This window comes from Streptococcus sp. DD12 (genome assembly GCF_001578885.1).
Classification (GTDB): Bacteria; Bacillota; Bacilli; order Lactobacillales; family Streptococcaceae; genus Streptococcus.
The window spans coordinates 648,265-664,837 of record NZ_KQ969495.1; the positions used below are offsets into that span (position 1 = coordinate 648,265).

Annotated in this window: 16 protein-coding genes and 2 pseudogenes; 2 read left to right on the forward strand and 16 right to left on the reverse strand. The window is 46.1% G+C overall.

What is annotated here, in order from left to right:
- Positions 1-229: 229 nt before the first annotated feature.
- The 4 genes and pseudogenes from STRDD12_RS03020 to STRDD12_RS03035 all read right to left on the reverse strand — a co-directional run bounded on the left by STRDD12_RS03020 (position 230) and on the right by STRDD12_RS03035 (position 3,981).
- The gene (locus STRDD12_RS03020; protein WP_066916198.1) at positions 230-667 is read right to left on the reverse strand and encodes a SprT family protein; all 438 of its coding nucleotides are present in this window, start codon (positions 665-667) and stop codon (positions 230-232) included.
- Positions 667-2,790: a Tex family protein gene (locus STRDD12_RS03025; protein WP_066916196.1), complete on the reverse strand. Its 2,124-nt coding sequence runs from the start codon at positions 2,788-2,790 to the stop codon at positions 667-669. Before STRDD12_RS03025 ends, STRDD12_RS03020 begins: the two co-directional genes overlap by 1 nt.
- Positions 2,791-2,946: 156 nt before the next feature.
- Positions 2,947-3,489, reverse strand: coding sequence for an NADPH-dependent FMN reductase (locus tag STRDD12_RS03030; RefSeq protein WP_066915033.1), 543 nt, complete (start codon positions 3,487-3,489; stop codon positions 2,947-2,949).
- Positions 3,490-3,557: 68 nt separating this feature from the next.
- A pseudogene (locus tag STRDD12_RS03035) lies at positions 3,558-3,981 on the reverse strand (MarR family winged helix-turn-helix transcriptional regulator).
- Positions 3,982-4,098: 117 nt separating this feature from the next.
- Here STRDD12_RS03035 and STRDD12_RS03040 point away from each other — a divergent pair.
- The gene (locus STRDD12_RS03040; RefSeq protein WP_066915035.1) at positions 4,099-4,560 is read left to right on the forward strand and encodes a GtrA family protein; all 462 of its coding nucleotides are present in this window, start codon (positions 4,099-4,101) and stop codon (positions 4,558-4,560) included.
- 155 nt (positions 4,561-4,715) lie between these two features.
- Here STRDD12_RS03040 and STRDD12_RS03045 read toward each other — a convergent pair whose 3' ends face one another.
- From STRDD12_RS03045 to STRDD12_RS03070, 6 genes are all read right to left on the reverse strand, one after another.
- The gene (locus STRDD12_RS03045; RefSeq protein WP_066915037.1) at positions 4,716-6,689 is read right to left on the reverse strand and encodes a PTS fructose transporter subunit IIABC; all 1,974 of its coding nucleotides are present in this window, start codon (positions 6,687-6,689) and stop codon (positions 4,716-4,718) included.
- Entirely contained in the window at positions 6,686-7,597 is a 912-nt protein-coding gene (gene pfkB / locus STRDD12_RS03050; protein ID WP_066915039.1) for a 1-phosphofructokinase, read from the reverse strand. The genes STRDD12_RS03045 and pfkB overlap by 4 nt, the downstream gene beginning before the upstream one ends.
- The gene (locus STRDD12_RS03055) at positions 7,594-8,337 is read right to left on the reverse strand and encodes a DeoR/GlpR family DNA-binding transcription regulator (protein WP_066915041.1); all 744 of its coding nucleotides are present in this window, start codon (positions 8,335-8,337) and stop codon (positions 7,594-7,596) included. The genes pfkB and STRDD12_RS03055 overlap by 4 nt, the downstream gene beginning before the upstream one ends.
- Positions 8,338-8,462: 125 nt before the next feature.
- Complete coding sequence (locus STRDD12_RS03060; RefSeq protein ID WP_082753048.1) at positions 8,463-9,083, reverse strand: DUF3862 domain-containing protein; 621 nt, start codon at positions 9,081-9,083, stop codon at positions 8,463-8,465.
- An 86-nt stretch (positions 9,084-9,169) separates the two neighbouring features.
- Positions 9,170-9,616: a threonine/serine exporter family protein gene (locus tag STRDD12_RS03065; protein ID WP_066915045.1), complete on the reverse strand. Its 447-nt coding sequence runs from the start codon at positions 9,614-9,616 to the stop codon at positions 9,170-9,172.
- The gene (locus STRDD12_RS03070) at positions 9,613-10,374 is read right to left on the reverse strand and encodes a threonine/serine exporter family protein (RefSeq protein WP_066915047.1); all 762 of its coding nucleotides are present in this window, start codon (positions 10,372-10,374) and stop codon (positions 9,613-9,615) included. Before STRDD12_RS03070 ends, STRDD12_RS03065 begins: the two co-directional genes overlap by 4 nt.
- 148 nt (positions 10,375-10,522) lie before the next feature.
- On the opposite strand from STRDD12_RS03070, the pseudogene STRDD12_RS03075 reads away from it, so the two are divergent.
- Positions 10,523-11,352 (forward strand): annotated as a pseudogene (locus STRDD12_RS03075) (exodeoxyribonuclease III).
- Positions 11,353-11,448: 96 nt separating this feature from the next.
- Here STRDD12_RS03075 and STRDD12_RS03080 read toward each other — a convergent pair.
- From STRDD12_RS03080 to STRDD12_RS03105, 6 genes are all read right to left on the reverse strand, one after another.
- Positions 11,449-12,051, reverse strand: a complete 603-nt coding sequence (locus STRDD12_RS03080; RefSeq protein WP_066915048.1) for a nitroreductase family protein — start codon at positions 12,049-12,051, stop codon at positions 11,449-11,451.
- Between the two features lie 11 nt (positions 12,052-12,062).
- The gene (nth, locus tag STRDD12_RS03085) at positions 12,063-12,692 is read right to left on the reverse strand and encodes an endonuclease III (protein ID WP_066915050.1); all 630 of its coding nucleotides are present in this window, start codon (positions 12,690-12,692) and stop codon (positions 12,063-12,065) included.
- A 9-nt stretch (positions 12,693-12,701) separates the two neighbouring features.
- Positions 12,702-13,055, reverse strand: a complete 354-nt coding sequence (locus STRDD12_RS03090; protein WP_066916200.1) for an arsenate reductase family protein — start codon at positions 13,053-13,055, stop codon at positions 12,702-12,704.
- Positions 13,056-13,086: 31 nt separating this feature from the next.
- On the reverse strand, positions 13,087-13,593 hold the full coding sequence (locus tag STRDD12_RS03095) for a methylated-DNA--[protein]-cysteine S-methyltransferase (protein ID WP_066915052.1): 507 nt from the start codon (positions 13,591-13,593) through the stop codon (positions 13,087-13,089).
- Positions 13,594-13,689: 96 nt separating this feature from the next.
- On the reverse strand, positions 13,690-14,670 hold the full coding sequence (locus tag STRDD12_RS03100; protein ID WP_066915055.1) for a Gfo/Idh/MocA family protein: 981 nt from the start codon (positions 14,668-14,670) through the stop codon (positions 13,690-13,692).
- Between the two features lie 201 nt (positions 14,671-14,871).
- Positions 14,872-16,428, reverse strand: a complete 1,557-nt coding sequence (locus STRDD12_RS03105) for an NAD-dependent epimerase/dehydratase family protein (RefSeq protein ID WP_066915057.1) — start codon at positions 16,426-16,428, stop codon at positions 14,872-14,874.
- Between the last annotated feature and the right edge of the window lie 145 nt (positions 16,429-16,573).

A 16,573-nucleotide genomic window follows, 5' to 3' on the forward strand; every position in this document is an offset into this window, starting at 1 on the left:
AATAGTCTTCTCTTTAATCAATTTATTTCTTTTAAATAAAATCGTTCACTTAAAACCAAGTGTCTTTTTTTGATAGATAACACAAGAATAGACCTCTGACTATTTGGAATTTTGTATCAAGATAATAAAGAAAAACTATAGTCTTAATACGATAGTGATTTCTTTTATTCCTTTTACCAGCAACAACTCTATAAAACACAAAAAAACCAAGGGTCTTCCTTGGTTTTTTTCAGCTGTCTATGATGAGTCGCCCTCGGCAGTGGCCACAGCGATAGCGTTGCAGGTTCATCCGTCTTTGGCGTAGGTATTCCTGACCACAATGACTGCAAATATAGCGGTATTTGTAGGTCTTCTGCTGGCTTGGCAAGGGTGGCATGTAACGTAGGCCATCGACTTGGGCCAGGAGTCTTTTAAAGTCCGCATCCTGATGGCGATAGCCCTTTTTGGCATAATAAAGATGGTAATGACAGAGTTCATGACGGACGATTTTACGGAAAATCTCTTGTCCTAGCTCCTCTAAAACCTTTGGATTGAAGTCCAAGTGGCCATCCTTGGGGAAAAAACGCCCACCTGTTGTTCTTAAGCGGTTATTCCACTGAACCTGATGGCGAAAGGGCAGCTGGAAATCCTCCAGAGAAACCAACTGCACATAAGCCCTTAAATCTATCATCGTGGCGCAACCAGCGATAAGTTAACCTTTTGACGTTCCAAATCAACCTTCGTCACCCATACCTTGACCACATCACCAACGGCCAAAACTTGGCTAGGGTGTTTAACAAATTGGTCGCTCATATCAGAAATATGAATCAAACCATCTTCGTGAACGCCAATATCGACAAAGGCACCAAAATCGACCACGTTGCGAACGGTTCCTTCAAGGGCTTGACCAATCTGCAAGTCTTTAATATCCAGAACATCTTGGCGAAGAACAGGCGCTTCAAAATTGTCCCGTAAATCTCGGCCAGGTTTTAATAAATCAGCTAGGATATCGGCTAGAGTTTCTTGCCCGATTGCCAGTTTTTCCGCCGTTTCTTCCAAGGATAGGGCTTGTAGCTTAGCCTTGGCTGACGCATCCAATTCCGTAATTTCCAACTGGTCAAACAAGTCTTGCACAGCTGGGTAAGACTCGGGGTGAACCCCGGTATTATCTAAGACATTGTCGCCATCTGGAATTCGCAAGAAGCCTGCAGCCTGCTCAAAAGCTTTAGCCCCTAGACGAGGAACCTGTTTGATTTGTTCCCGACTGGTCAAACGTCCATTTTCTTCCCGATATTTGACAACATTTTCGGAAATTGTCTTATTGAGGCCGGCTACGTGAGACAGTAGGGCGGCACTGGCTGTATTAACATTGACACCTACCTGGTTAACCACTGTATCAACGACAAAGTCCAGATTGTCGGATAGTTTCTTTTGACTGACATCATGCTGGTATTGCCCCACACCGATGGATTTAGGGTCAATTTTTACCAACTCAGCTAGAGGGTCCTGCAACCGACGGGCGATGGATATGGCTGAGCGCTTTTCAACGGTCAATTCCGGAAATTCATGACGGGCCAATTCGGACGCTGAATAAACCGAAGCCCCACTTTCATTGACAATGACATAGCTAACCTCTGGCAAATCACGGATAACTTCTGCGACAAAGGCCTCGCTTTCACGGCTAGCAGTTCCATTACCGATAGCGATGATTTCCACTTGATAGGTCACCAGGAGGTCTCTGAGATCTTGTTTCGCTTGGGCAATTTTTTGTGCACTAGCTGGTACGACCGGATAGATGACTTGGGTCGTCAAGAGTTTACCCGTCTGGTCAACAACCGCTAACTTGGCACCTGTCCGAAAGGCTGGGTCAAAACCAAGCGTCACCTTGCCTTTTAGCGGAGGCACTAAGAGGAGATGGCGAAGATTTTCAGAAAATAACTGAATAGCTCCGTCTTCGGCAGCCTCTGTTAGTTCTGAACGCACCCGCCGTTCCATGGCTGGAATGATTTTCTTTTTGAGGCTTTGTTGCACCACTTCTTCAATATAAGGATTGAGGGCCTTAAAGCGTGATTGAAAGATGACGGTCAACTTATCCAGTTGGTGGTCAAAGGAGACTTTTAAAATTTTAGCCTTTTCCCCTCGGTTCAGGGCCAGAACACGGTAGCCCGGTAAATCCTTAACCCGCTCCGTAAAATCATAATAAATCTGGTAGACCTTTTTTTCATCGCTCTCTGCATCCTTGACTTCCGACCGCAGGATACTGTTTTCCCAGATATCATTGTAAACGCGTGAACGGAGAGCAACATCCTCTGATAAGGCCTCGACTAAGATGTCCACAGCACCTGCTAAAGCTGCCTTAGTATCTGGAAAGCCCTCAGAGAGATAGGCTTGGGCCTGGGTCTCAAGGTCAGAAGCATTCTGCAAGATCAGTCGCGCCAAAGGAAATAGTCCGGCCTCACGCGCAATGCCGGCTTTTGTCCGACGCTTTTCTTTGTATGGCAGGTAAAGTTCCTCGACATCGGCTAACTTTTCTGCCGCCAAAATGGCTGTTTTCAGCTGGTCTGTCAGTTTTCCCTGTTCAGCTATTTTCGCCAAAACCGTCTCTTTTCGGTCAGCAAGCGCCTTTAAGGCCTTGTCCTTATCAATAATAGCTTTGATGGTCACTTCATCTAGATTACCAGTGGCTTCCTTTCGATAGCGCGCAATAAAGGGAATCGTGTTGCCTTGACTGGTCAAGTCTAGAACAGTTGCCACTTGTGATGGCTTTACTGCCAAATCACTAGCGATTGTTGTCATAGTTTGTTTTTCCATAGGGCCATTATACCACATCCCAGAGGGCAAAGCGCCTTTTAACAAACGCAAAAAAATAAGCAAGGGCTTGCAAAATCAGACCCTTACTTATCCTTTGTTATTTCTTATTTTGTTTGTGACCTGCTCAGAGTGGTCTTTAAAGCTGACAAGCAGGACTTAGGCTTTTAAGAGTGCTTGGGCTTGGCAAGCAATCTCATCTAGAACATCCGCTGTCGGCACATAAACCCCTGTTGTCCAAGCATCATCATTGATCCGTGATGCGGTGAAGTCTCCGACAACTTTTGTTCGAATAAAAGGCAATAAATCGTGGTAAATAGCAAACAACTGGTTGTGCCCAGCATTGGCAACAGATGAAACAGTCACCACTTTATCCTGTAAAACCGAAGGGCCTGTAGGATCAGACAGGTCCACTGCGCGTGACAGCCAATCCAAGACATTTTTAACCACACCTGGAATAGAGAAATTATAGACAGGAGAAAAAATCCAGATAGCATCTGCCTTTGCCACTGCCTCACGTACTTGAGCAAGGGCAGGCAAAACAGGGTTTTCTAAATCTTGGTTCATCATCGGAACATCTCTGTAGTCCAAATAACTAACAGTCGCCTTTCCCTCCAGAGCTTTTTCAGCATACTTGGCCAACTGTTGGTTGAAAGAACCTTCCCGCAAAGACCCTACTAGAAATAAAATATTTTTTGTCATTTTCCCACCTCTTTGTTACTATGTAGTGATATCTTAGCAAGAAAAACTGGGCCTGTCAAAAATAGGGCTCAGTCTTTGAACTTCTTTAAAATTCGGATTAATTCCCCTTGTTCTTCTGCTGTCAGTCGGGCAAAGAAGGTCTCAACACGCTGGATGTGGTGTGGCAAGGCCTGGTCAATCTTTTGCTTCCCTTTAGCTGTCAAAGTGATTAAAAAAGCTCGCTTATCATTGGGACAAGCTTGACGCGTCACCCAGCCCTTTTTTTTCCATATTCTTAATCACCACAGTCATGTTGCCTGATGTCGCTAAGGCCCCCTTGACCAAGTCACCAATCGTCATAGGCCCCTTGGCATTCAACAGATCCAAAACAGCAAACTGACTGGTCGTCAAACCGTCTTCTTTAAAAGTAGTCGATACATAATTATCTACAGACCGAAAAGCCTTGCGCAAGACCACCATGGCCTTTACTGCTTCATTTTTAAACTGCGACATCCCTTTTTTCTCCTCACCTTTCTCCTTTCCACCATTTTACCCTAGTCCCCCCTAGCTGACAAGAACTACTTGCGACTTTCTAGCGCTTTTTGAGCAGTTTTATGATATAGTAAGGCTATGAAACAAAAATCTTCCTTTAGCAACTTTGTAAGGCGCTTTATCTTAAGCGAAGCCTTCAAATACCTTTTCTTTGGCGTCTTGGCGACCCTGTTTTATATGGTGGTACGTGCTCTGATTTTCGCACTGGTAAAAGATGCGACGCTTTCAGCCATGATTGCTAATGTTTTAGCAATTCTCTTTGCTTTTTTCACCAATGATAGGTTTGTCTTTAACCAAAAACGGCAAGGGTGGTTTAAACGCCTGGTGCAGTTTTTCGTGGCTCGCCTAGGGACTCTCGCCCTTGATATGGTGATGGCCTGGTACTTGGTTGACACCAATCCTCATTTGATTGGGCAATTTGTCGGAGATAGCAAAACCCTGGTGAATACCATTGAAATGATTTTCGCACAAGTGCTCATCATCGCCTTGAACTACCTGATCAGTAAATTTTTCGTCTTTAAAGATAAAAAAATTGACTAGAAACGAGCAAAGTCTGAACCGACAAGGTTCAGACTTTTTTCGTCTTCATTACCTTAGCACACAAAAAATATAGGTCTTTGGGCAAAATTTATCCTATCTTAGTGTTTTTTGAAGACAACAAAAAAGCCGGCTACAACCGACTTTTTCAGTGATTATTAATCTTTGATTGGGCGACGAAGGGCTCCAAAGAGGATACCTGAGACGATAGCACCAACCAAGACAAAGACGATGTAAAGGAGTGGGTTAGACGTCAAGGCGATGACGAAGATACCACCGTGAGGCGCCATCAATTTGATATTAGCCAAACCGACCAAGGCACCTGTCAAGGCAGAACCAGCAATAAAGCTTGGAATCGCACGGGCTGGGTCAGCTGCACCAAATGGGATAGCTCCTTCTGTGATGAAGGACAGACCCATAACGATGTTTGTCAAACCTGAGTTACGTTCTTCTTCAGTGAATTTGTTACGGAATAAGAGTGTCGCTACAAAGACTGCCAACGGTGGCACCATACCTGCAGCCATGACCGCAGCCATGACGACTGAACCACCTGATGTTACAGTCGCTGCAAGTGTTCCAGTACCAAAGACATAAGCCGCTTTATTCACTGGTCCACCCATATCGACAGCCATCATACCACCAACGAGGAGGCCAAGAAGCACTGCTGAGCTACCTGACAAGCTTGAAAGGAAGTTATTAAGCCCCGTGTTAATCGCTGCCATTGGGATATTAACAGCAAGCATAAGGAAACCAGTTGCAAAGACACCTAGAAGTGGCAAGAGCAAGATAGAACGGATACCTTCAAGTGCACGTGGGATACCTGCCAAGACTTTACGAAGAACAAGGATAACCCCACCAGCCAAGAAACCACCGACCAAGGCACCAAGGAAACCAGATGAGACACCGGCTAGTTCAAGCGTTGCTTTACCGCCTTCAGCAAATGGGACCCCGCCAAAGGCTGCACCACTTGACGCAATAGCACCAGCTACGAAACCAGAAACCAAACCTGGTTTTTCAGCAATGGAATAAGCAATGTAACCAGCAAGGACTGGCAACATGAAACCAAAGGCTGCTGCACCGATTGCTTTAAATTGCGCTGCAATTTCATGGTAAGAACCCAATTGTGACAACTGGTCAGTTGGCACGCCCATCAGTTGGTCAATCAAGAAGGCAAGGGCAATCATGATACCGCCACCGATAACGAACGGCAACATTTGTGAAACCCCGCTCATGAGGTGTTTGTAGAAAGCCCCCCACAATGTCAGTTTTTCACCAGATTCGGCAGAAGCATCCACACTGCCAGTCGCTGCATAGGCTGGTGCTTGCCCATCCAAGACAGTTTGAATAAGTTGTTCAGGCTCTTTGATCCCTTTGGCAACTGGCACTTGCACCAAAGGTTTGCCATCAAAGCGGTTCATTTCAACCGCTTTATCAGCTGCAACGATGACTCCCTTAGCCTTAGCGATGTCTTCAGCTGTCAAACGGTTCCCAACACCAGATGCTCCGTTGGTTTCTACCTTGATGGCAACTCCCATCTCTTCAGCTTGTTTTTTGAGCGCTTCTTCAGCCATATAGGTGTGAGCAATCCCTGTCGTACAAGCTGTTACGGCTACCACAAAGTCTTGACCAGCTTTTGGTTGACTGTTTTGGGCTTCGCGAACTGCTTCTTCTTGAGTTTCTTCTTCAGCGGCATCGAAGGTCGCTAACACTTGGTCAGCTGTTGAGACTTGACGCAACTGATCTGCAAAGCCAGGTTTAAGCAAGTATTTAGACAACTCCGCAAGGGCTGCCAAGTGGGTGTCATTGGCTCCGTCTGGCGCTGCAATCATGAAGAAGAGATTAACTGGCTGGCCGTCCAAAGCGTCATAATCGACACCTTTATTTGATTTGGCAAACAAAACCGTTGGTTTTGCAACAGCAGCATTTTTGCTGTGGGGCATAGCAATCCCTTCACCCAAACCAGTCGACGTTTGGGCTTCACGATTCATGATACCTTCTTTAAAAGTATCAAAGTCAGTAACGACACCGTTAGTTACAAGGCTTGTAATCATTTCATCGATTGCAGCTTCTTTTGTTGTCGCTTGCAAATCCATGATCATGACTTCTTTACGGAGCAAGTCTTGAATTTTCATAGTTTTTCTACCTCTACTTTTTGATAAATTTCTTTAATATACTCACTGGTGGCCAAATCGTCTGAGAAGGTGGTTGCTGTACCACAGGCTACTCCCCATTTGAAAGCTTCAATCACATCACCAGTTTCAACCAATTGACCGGTAAAGCCAGCCACCATAGAATCACCAGCCCCCACAGAGTTTTTGACCTGACCCTTGATAGGCTTAGCGAAATAAGATGCCTCAGGCGTCACCAATAGGGCCCCATCGCCTGCCATGGAAATGATGACATTTTGTGCCCCTTTGGCTAAAATTTCCTTCGCGTAGCGTTCAATATCTGCTAGCTCCGTCAAGGTCACCCCAAAGATGTCTCCCAGTTCATGGTTATTGGGTTTAACCAAGAGGGGGTGGTAGGCCAGTGAATCCAGAAGGGTTTGTCCTTCAAAATCACAGGCTACCTGAGCACCAGCTTTTTTAGCGACTGGAATCAAGCGGTTGTAGACGGCATTGCCCAAATTGCTTGGTGCAGAACCTGCAAAAACCACTGTATCATCGCTAGACAAACCTGACAAGATCTGTTCCAAAGCCTGAAGCTGCTCCTCGGTGATGTGTGGCCCTTGACCGTTGATTTCAGTCTCTTCGCCGGCCTTGATTTTGACATTGATACGCGTATCTTGGTCAACTGCGACGAAGTCTGTCTTGATGCCTTCAGCATCCAAACCATCTGTGACAAAGCGGCCGGTAAAGCCACCGATAAAGCCAGTTGCTGTATTGGCAATGCCTAAACGCTTGAGAATGCGACTGACATTAATGCCTTTTCCCCCAGCAAACTTATCATCGCTTGTCATGCGATTGACTTCCCCCAAGGCCAGATTGTCCAGACGGACAATAAAGTCAATCGATGGGTTCAATGTGACTGTATAAATCATACTGTGATTACCCTCGTTTTCTCCTTTATAGTAGTGAGTAAGTGTGACGATGTCAGATTGGTGATGAGGACGACAGATGTGATTGGCGCCACCTTGACGAAAGCTGTTTGCCCCAGTTTGGATTGGTCAGCCAGCACATAAGTCACCTTTGCGTTAGCAATCACTGAGCGTTTGATGACCGCTTCTTCTGGGTCTGGTGTCGTCAAGCTATCGCTATCCACACCATTGATTCCAATAAAAGCCTTATCAAAGTGCAACTCATCAATCTGTCGCATAGCCATAGCGCCGACGCTAGCATCCGTTGATTGTTTGACAAATCCACCGATGATATGGGTTTGAATGCCTCGCTCCACCAGTAAGGTGGCATGGTGAATGGAATTGGTCACCACTGTCACATTTGAAACAGTCAAGGCTTCAATCAGCATAGCTGTCGTGGTTCCTGCATCGATAAAAATCACATCACCCGGTGAAATTGTCGCCAAAGCACTGGCAATCAAGGCCCGTTTGTCAGCCACATGTTTGACCGACTTGGCCTGGTTATCAAGCTCTGCCTGTAAAGAGGTGACCAGCTCAGCGCCCCCATGGACGCGATGCAAGAGACCCGCCTCCGCCAATTCATCCAAGTCCCTACGGCAGGTTGACTCTGATGTCTTTAATCTTTGGGTCAACTGTTCCAAAGTGACGAAAGAGTCCTCAGCCAAAAGATCTAAAATGATCTGTTTGCGTTCGGATTTGAGCACCTCACTCCTCCTCTCTGAAATCGTTTACAAGGGATATTATATCTCACTTTCTCTCAAAGTCAAGCAAAATCTTTCAAAAACTTTAAAAAGCATCAAAAAAACTGCTCATAAGCAGTCATTTTCTGTTAGGAGAGGTTTTCGCTGGTAATTTTATCCAGAAGGCCCTCTTTAAATGTCAGCGTAATACGTGGATTGCTCTTTTGACTGCGAAGACCAGACACCCAGAGTGCCTGCATTTCTTCTCCATCAGATGATACAGCCTTAGAATAGTCATCCGGCTTTCCGAGCAACTCTTCTACCTTGGCATAGGACATGCCTTTGCTTAATTTTTGGTAGGTTTTCTTTGTGATGCTTTCTTCACGTGTAAAGTAAAAATTCGAAATAGATAAGGCTACCGTGCTATCTTGAAACAGGCTGGCTTGAATTTTTACCTGGCCTAGTTGCCAAGTATAGACATCTAGGGTCACATTGCCACTGGGGCTTTGCTCTGACTTTGTTGGTTGACCAAAATAACTGGTCAGAGTTGCCAGCGAACTGCCCCCTGCAAAGTTATCAGCTTGAACTCCGTAGGTCACCTTGTCCATGGCCAGACGCTGGTCCTTGTATGCTGCCGTAGGATTTTGCTGCGCACTTAAAGAACTCGAAACACTGGTTCCTGTCGCTTGCGAAGTCCCATCTTCTGCAGTACAAGCTGCTAGAGCCAGCAAGCTCATTCCTAAACATAAACTTATAATTATTTTTTTCATTAGCCACTCCCATCTGGTAAAATTTTAACACAGTTAGCTGAGAACAACAAGGGGCCGTCTGCTTTCGACGGCCTTGTCTTGCGGTATTATTTCTTATTCAAGACTTGCTTGCGATAAAGATGATAGATTTTTAAAACGACTGTCCCGCTCGCCATTCCGATGGAAACAACCAAGGCTAAAAGGACGACCGAGGTTGCTTGAATGGCCGCCTCACGGTATTCACCCGTCACAAAGGAAGCCGTTGTCCGATAAGAGAGATAACCCGGCACTAAAGGCGCCAGAACCGCTAGCATAAACACCACAGCTGGCGTGCGATAGTGGATACTGAGAATCTGGCTAATACAAGCGCCTAAAATGGCAGCAATAAAGGTCGCAATAATGACATTGGTTGGGCCCTTGAGCAGATAGTAAACAATCCAAACTCCCATGCCCAGAACGCCTGCAGGCAGTAATTTGGTTTTTTGGACGTTAAGGACAATTAAAAAGGTAATAACAGCGAGGAGGCTCGCTACAGCTTGTAATAGTAAGGTCATAAGGTCATCAAAATCAGGGCAACTGAGGTCCCTGCTCCTAGAGCCAAGGTAATGAGCAAAGATTCAAACAGGCGGCTCATCCCTGTGTTGATATGATTGGTCATGATATCACGGACAGCATTCGTCAGTGCAATGCCGGGCACAAATGGCATGACAGCACCTGCCATGATTAAATCTGCCGAAGTCGGAAAACCCGAAAACAACTGCCAAGCTTGTGCTAAAAAACCAAAAGCTAGCGCAGCCATAAAGGCACTCACAAAATTGATACGGATATACTTGTCCATAAATAGAAAAATAGGAAAGCTCACGATTGTCACAAGCCCTGCACCCACGGCATCAAAAGCATTGCCTCCAAACATAATGGAAAAAAAGGGGGCACTAATCACCGCCGCTAGCGTCTGCTCAAAGGGGCTGTAGGGAAGTGGCTTCTTTTCCAGCGCCTTTAAGGCACGCTTGGCCTCAGCCAAGCTCATCTGTCCAGCCACCAGACTTCTGGAAATCTGGTTGACCTCGCAAACCTTTTCAATATTATAGGACGATGACGTAATGCGTTTCATCCGCGAGATATTGCTCGCATCGATAGAAAAGAAAATAGCGGCCGGCATCCCCAAAACATTACAGTCCAAAATACCCTGGGAGTGCGCAATACGAATCATGGTATCTTCAACCCGATAAATTTCTGAGCCACTTTTAATCAGCAGGGTCCCTGCTAACATAATCACATCCACAGCTAAGTTGAAATCCTTGCTTTCTTTCATGAGCACTCCTTTTAAGATTTTAGCCCCTTTATTATAACAAAAAACACCTCGGACAAACAGCTTATTTTTAGCTTTGGGTCAAGGGCTTGTCATCGCTTTTTTGGACCCTTTTTGTTACAATGGCACTATCACATACAAAGGAAGACTTATGAAACTCATTTCATGGAATATTGATTCACTAAACGCTGCCTTGACCAGCGATTCAGCACGAGCGCAATTGTCTCGGGCAGTTATCGACACCTTGGTCGCCCAAGACGCTGACATCATTGCCATCCAAGAAACCAAATTGCCCGCAAAAGGGCCTAGTAAAAAACATCTGGCCCTCTTAGACGACTATTTCCCAGACTACAAGAATAGCTGGCGGTCTTCGGTTGAACCTGCGCGTAAAGGCTATGCTGGTACCCTTTTTTTATACAAAAACATCTAGACCCTATCGTCAGTTTTCCTGAGATTGACGCCCCTTCTACCATGGACAGCGAAGGGCGTATCATCACCTTAGAATTCCCTACATTTTTTGTGACCCAAGTCTATACGCCCAATGCTGGGGATGGCTTAAAACGCTTAGCCGAGCGTCAAATCTGGGATGCCAAGTATGCAGAATACCTGGCAGAACTGGACGCCCAAAAACCTGTTTTAGCGACGGGTGACTATAATGTTGCCCATAAGGAAATCGACCTGGCTAATCCAGCAAGCAATCGTCGCTCTCCTGGCTTTACAGACGAGGAACGTCAAGGCTTCACTCGTCTACTAGACCGTGGCTTTGTGGACACCTTCCGCTACTTACACGGAGACGTCCCTCATGTCTACTCTTGGTGGGCACAGCGCAGTAAAACGTCTAAAATCAATAATAGTGGCTGGCGCATTGATTACTGGTTGGTGAGTCAACGCCTGGCTGATTGCGTCGTGACGTCTGAAATGATTGACTCTGGGGAACGCCAAGACCATACCCCAATTGTTTTGGTCATCGACCTGCCCTAGGCCTGTCATCGTAAGCAGAAATTATTGAAAAAGACTAAGGACTCGAGTCCTTAGTCTTTTTTTGATAGCAAGAGCCAATTTACCTTTGCTATCCTTTTAGCGTTCTTCAATGACATTGTCCACTGGTAGGCGATAACTAGGCTCTAACAAGTCATCACTATAGCCGACCGTAAAGAGCAGTTCAGGTCTAAAACGCTTATCAATGTCCAAAATGTCATTGACCACTGATTTGTCAAAACCTAAGATGATATTAGAGGCCAGCCCTTGATCGGTCAAGGCTAGGACCAGGTTCATAGCAACCAAGCCACTATTGAGCGCCAGATACTCCCCTTTAACAGTCTCAGAAAACTTGGCGTAGCGACTTGGTAAGACTGTCATAAAGTATTCTAACTGGTCATTGGTCAAATCTTTGACACCGATACGCGCAATCTTGCGGGAACGCTGGGTCAAATCTGTGTCCGAAAACAAAGCAATCACATAAGGGGCTTGGTCTAGCTGTCGGCGATTGGCATCGGGTAAGGTTTCTGCAAGAGCATCTTTTTTGGCCTTGACGAGAACAAATTTCCAAGGCTGAATGTTATTTGCCGATGGGGCAAGGGTAGCAATCTCAATGGCTGTCCGTAAATCTTTGGGATCCACCGCTTTATCCGTAAAGTTTTTAAAGGCATGACGCTTCTTATTGAGGTCTAAAAATTTCATGAATAGGTCTCCTATATATTGGTAAAGTCATAGAGTTGCGGGTAGTGATCACACTCGGGATTTTGAGGGTGACAGATAGCCCGACCAAAGGCAATCATGGCCTGGTGGGCTGCTAACCATTCCTCAGGGGGCAGCACGTCCATCACGCGCTTTTCGACATCGAGCGGTTTGGCATCCTGTTTGACAATCTGATGGTGTTTACAGATACGCTGGACATGCGTATCTACTGCAAAGGCAGGGATTCCAAAACCAACACTCATCACCACATTGGCTGTTTTTCGTCCGACACCTGCTAAACTTTCAAGCTCCTTACGGGTCCGAGGAACTTCTCCGTTGAAGCGTTCCAGCAATTGATTGGCACAGGTTTTGAGGTATTTCGCCTTATTGCGATAGAGACCTAATTTATTGATATAGGTCTCAATGTCTGCCACCGATGCCAAGGCTAGCTTTTTCGGGGTCGGGTAAGCTTTAAATAAAGCCGGAGTTGCCTTATTAACGGCAGCATCCGTGGTCTGGGCGGATAACATGACAGCTATGAGGAGTTCAAAGTGATTGCTAAAGTGCAAGCTCGGTTCTTCCTCAGGGAAGAGGGCAATAATTTCTTCTAGGACGTGGCGGGCACGTTTTTTGGATAAGACCATAGCGCCACCCTACAAATTCAAAGCATCGTAGGATTTACGATGGCCGATTTGTAAGAGCTGACCATCTTTAACCAACAGAGGCCGTTTAATCAACATGCCATCGCTAGCCAAAAGACGCGCTGCTTCCTCTGCTTGCAGGTCAGCCACTTTATCCTTTAAGCCCAGCGCCCGATAGCTTTGCCCACTGGTATTAAAAAATGCTTTGATGGGAAACTCTCCAGCCTTTAGCCAGGCTAACAATTCCTCGGCTTTTGGGGTTTGGGTGACGATATCTCGCTCCTCAAAGTCCAGTCCTAACTCTTGAAGTTCCGCTTTTGCCCGCCGACAGGTACTACATTTGGGATACGCAATAAATGTTAACATAAAAACCTTCTTTTCACCTTTTCTTTTCATCTTAGTCGCCTTTTACCAGACTGTCAAGTTCAAGGCCTTCCCTTCTTAGCAAAGCTTCCTTTACCTGTAGCCCTGAGGCATAACCCGTTAACTGCCCTTTAGCACCAAGGACCCGATGGCAGGGAACAATCAGGGCAATGGGGTTTCGGCCCACTGCTCCACCGATAGCTTGGGCCGAACGACATTGCAAGTCCTTGGCTAAATCCCCATAAGTGGTGACTTGACCATAAGGAATTGCTCGCAAAGCCTGCCAGACCCTCAGTTGAAAAGGCGTCCCATGGAGGTCTAGCACCAAATCGGCTGTGCTGGGATTTTCCCCAGAAAAATAAGCTGACAGCCAGGCAACCGTCTCTTCTAAAACTGGCCTAGAGACCTCACGTCGCTCAGATGTCTCAAAACCTTTTTCAAAATAGGCCTGCCCTTGAAAATATAAACCACATAAGCCTTTATCCGTGGCTAAGAGAGACATCGCTCCCAAAGGGGAGTCATAAGATTGATGGTAAAGCATGCATACGCCTCCCTTTTTGGACAAACAAATCCTATGGAAATCAGCCCTCAACAGGACAGACTAGCCCTAAAGATTTGGGGTATCTGGAAGCCCAGATTATTCTTCTTCTGGATAAACCAAGTCCCAGTCTTTACGTAAATCCGTCATAATCTGCATAACGTCTTGGCTGTATTCCAAAAACATGTGATTGGACTGCCCTGACACGGCTTCTTCCATATCGGCCACCTCATATTGGAGTGCTTCCAAGGTATTGCCCTCCTCGATAACCTCTTGATGACCGTCATCCGTATAGGTAATGACCGCTTTTTGCCCCCGAGGGTAGTCATAAATTTCAATATAGCCCTTATCAAAAACAATCAAGCCACGCTTGGGTTGCTTAGCGTGTAAGGACAAGGTAATCGTGGCCAATTGGCCAGCTGGATTGGTCAAGAGAATACCAGCCTGTTCATCTACCCCAGATGGGGCTAAGCGGACCTGAGAGCTGATTTGACTATCCTTGGTCTCCATAAACCAACGCACAAAGGACAAGGCGTAGACACCGATATCCAAGAGCGCTCCGCCTGCTAGTTGGCGGTTAAAGAAACGATTTGACATGTCGTAATCCTTGTAACTGCCAAAATTCATCTGGATGAGTTTTAAGTCGCCCAAGTGGCCAGAAGCCTGTAGCATGGCCAAACGCCGATAGATGGGCATATGGAAAATGGTCATCGCTTCGGCAAAAATCACCTGATGTTCCTTCGCCAAAGCAATCGCTTCTTCTAGTTCTTGACTATTGAGGGTGACAGATTTTTCACAAAGGACATGTTTTCCTGCCCTCAGGGCCTTTCTCAAAAAGTCAATATGGGTATTGTGTGGCGTGGAGATGTAGATAATGTTAACCGCCTCGTCTTCAAAGACCTGATCAATGTCTGTGTAGACTTTTTCGATGGCATACTTTTGGGCAAAAGCCAGCCCCTTGTCATAAGTCCTGTTTGCTACAGCATAGAGCTTTTGTCCACGCGCTTGCAAAGCCTGTGCCAGCTCATTGGCAATGACACCTGTCCCTAGGGTAGCCCAACGGTAATTGTTTTCTTGCATGGTCCTTCTCCTTTTGCTTATTCCTAGTTCTAGTATACCATAGGTAGCAAGAGACATTCAAAGACTAAGAAAAAAGGGCTGAGCGTGTCACTCAGTCCTTAAAAGGATTTTCTTTTGACTTTTAACCATTAGTGAATAGTTCTAGAAGCTTCTCATGGCGACATTTCCCCTAGAGACCTGAAAGCAGTTGGCCTTCGGCCACTATTTCTCTCTTGGCAGTTCTTTTTGGCGGAAGGCATCAACCGTGGCCTCTGAAAAAGCCTTGGGGTATTCTCGAATTTCTTCAGGCCCATGCAGAGGCGCCCAAACTTGACGCAGGAAAGGCTCACGTTGGGCCCTTTGGCCATAATTCCAAGACCGTCTCTCACACTCAGGGCAAAAATGACCGCCCTCTAGCACAAGACGTGGGCTGGCTTTAAAGTCATGTCCGTAGCTACAAGAGAAGTCCAGAGGCGTTGTCCAATCCCCCACAGTCATGTGAGTGCTCAAACATTTTCCCCCACGAAAGATGGCTGCCTCTTGCACCATGGCAAGGTTGAGCTCCTCTTCAGGCAGGCTGTCATCATAGCCGTGGTCAATCCAAACTTCTTCTTCCCAGTTTGTAAACAAATCTTTGGGGTCAACCTGAGCAGGCAAAGCCTCCCAGTTTTTCATATTGCCCCAGAAAGCTTCGATTTCATCCATCTGCTTGTGTTGCACCATGTAGAGGCTACCGTGCTCTCTCTTGGCTATCCGACGAAAAATAGCTCGAATGATTGGGGTCGTCAGTTTTTGCCCAAAAGGCAGGCGATTCACCCCCCTTAACAGCTTAGCCTGCCAACCCAAATCAGCCATCAAACAATCAAACAGATAGGACAAATCATCCTGCCGAAAGTGCAGGTAGTCCTCTAAAGTATCAGAATCCAGGAAAAAATGACCGTGAAAATTATGGGTAGCATATAAACGAGGTTCGATAATCGCATTGACATCCTTAAACCCCAAACGACTGAAAAACCCTCGGTACATATCATAGCCCGACAAGCGACAGGAGGCACCGCCACCAATATTGTAGATATGTCCCCAAAAACTATCTGCTAAACTATCATTTGCCACATACTGACACAGGTGAGCAACCATGCGACCCGAATCCCGATCAGACACGTACTCGAGCACATTGTTTAACCCATTATGAAACATAATCGGGTCCTTGATACTGGCCATGGTCGGCCCCATGATTCCCGTTTGGCGTAAACTAACCCAATAAGTCAAACCTGATTCAATCAAAACACGCTCAGCAGCTACCTTGGAAACTGCGTAATAATCAAACATTGACGGTTTTATGGGGTCACCGATACGGCCCCAATGAATCCCAGGCATTCGCTCACCCGTCTGCGCAATAGTCCCAATACTGACCAGACGGGTCTTATCCATCTGATCCCAGTGAGCGATGGCAGCCAAGAGATTTTCCATTCCACCATAGTTGACTTCCATGGTACGCTCTGGAAAATAATCAGCCTTAGGCGACACCAAAGCGGCCATATGGATGACAAGGTCAATATGAGGCATGAGTTTTTGAACGAATTCGGCGTCGGTGATGTCCCCGTAGGCAATTTCAATCTGTGGATGGTCTTGATAGGCTGACAAGACCCGACGATCTTCTGGCGTATCCAAACACATCAAGAGTAAGTCAAAAGCCATCTCATCTTTGGTCAGTTCCTTCAGACAGGCCCGCCCCATCGCTCCAGAGGCCCCCGTTAACATGACTTTCATCCTTTGCATCCTTACTCACTCCTTTGTCCTGGCAGGCCCATCAATTGTTTTCGCAAAAAAAGTCCTTAAACCATCATCATAAGTATTGTATCAAACCCTGCTTTCAAAAACACGCTAAAAATGTCGATTTATTCCACTTTTAAGAAAAATGTCA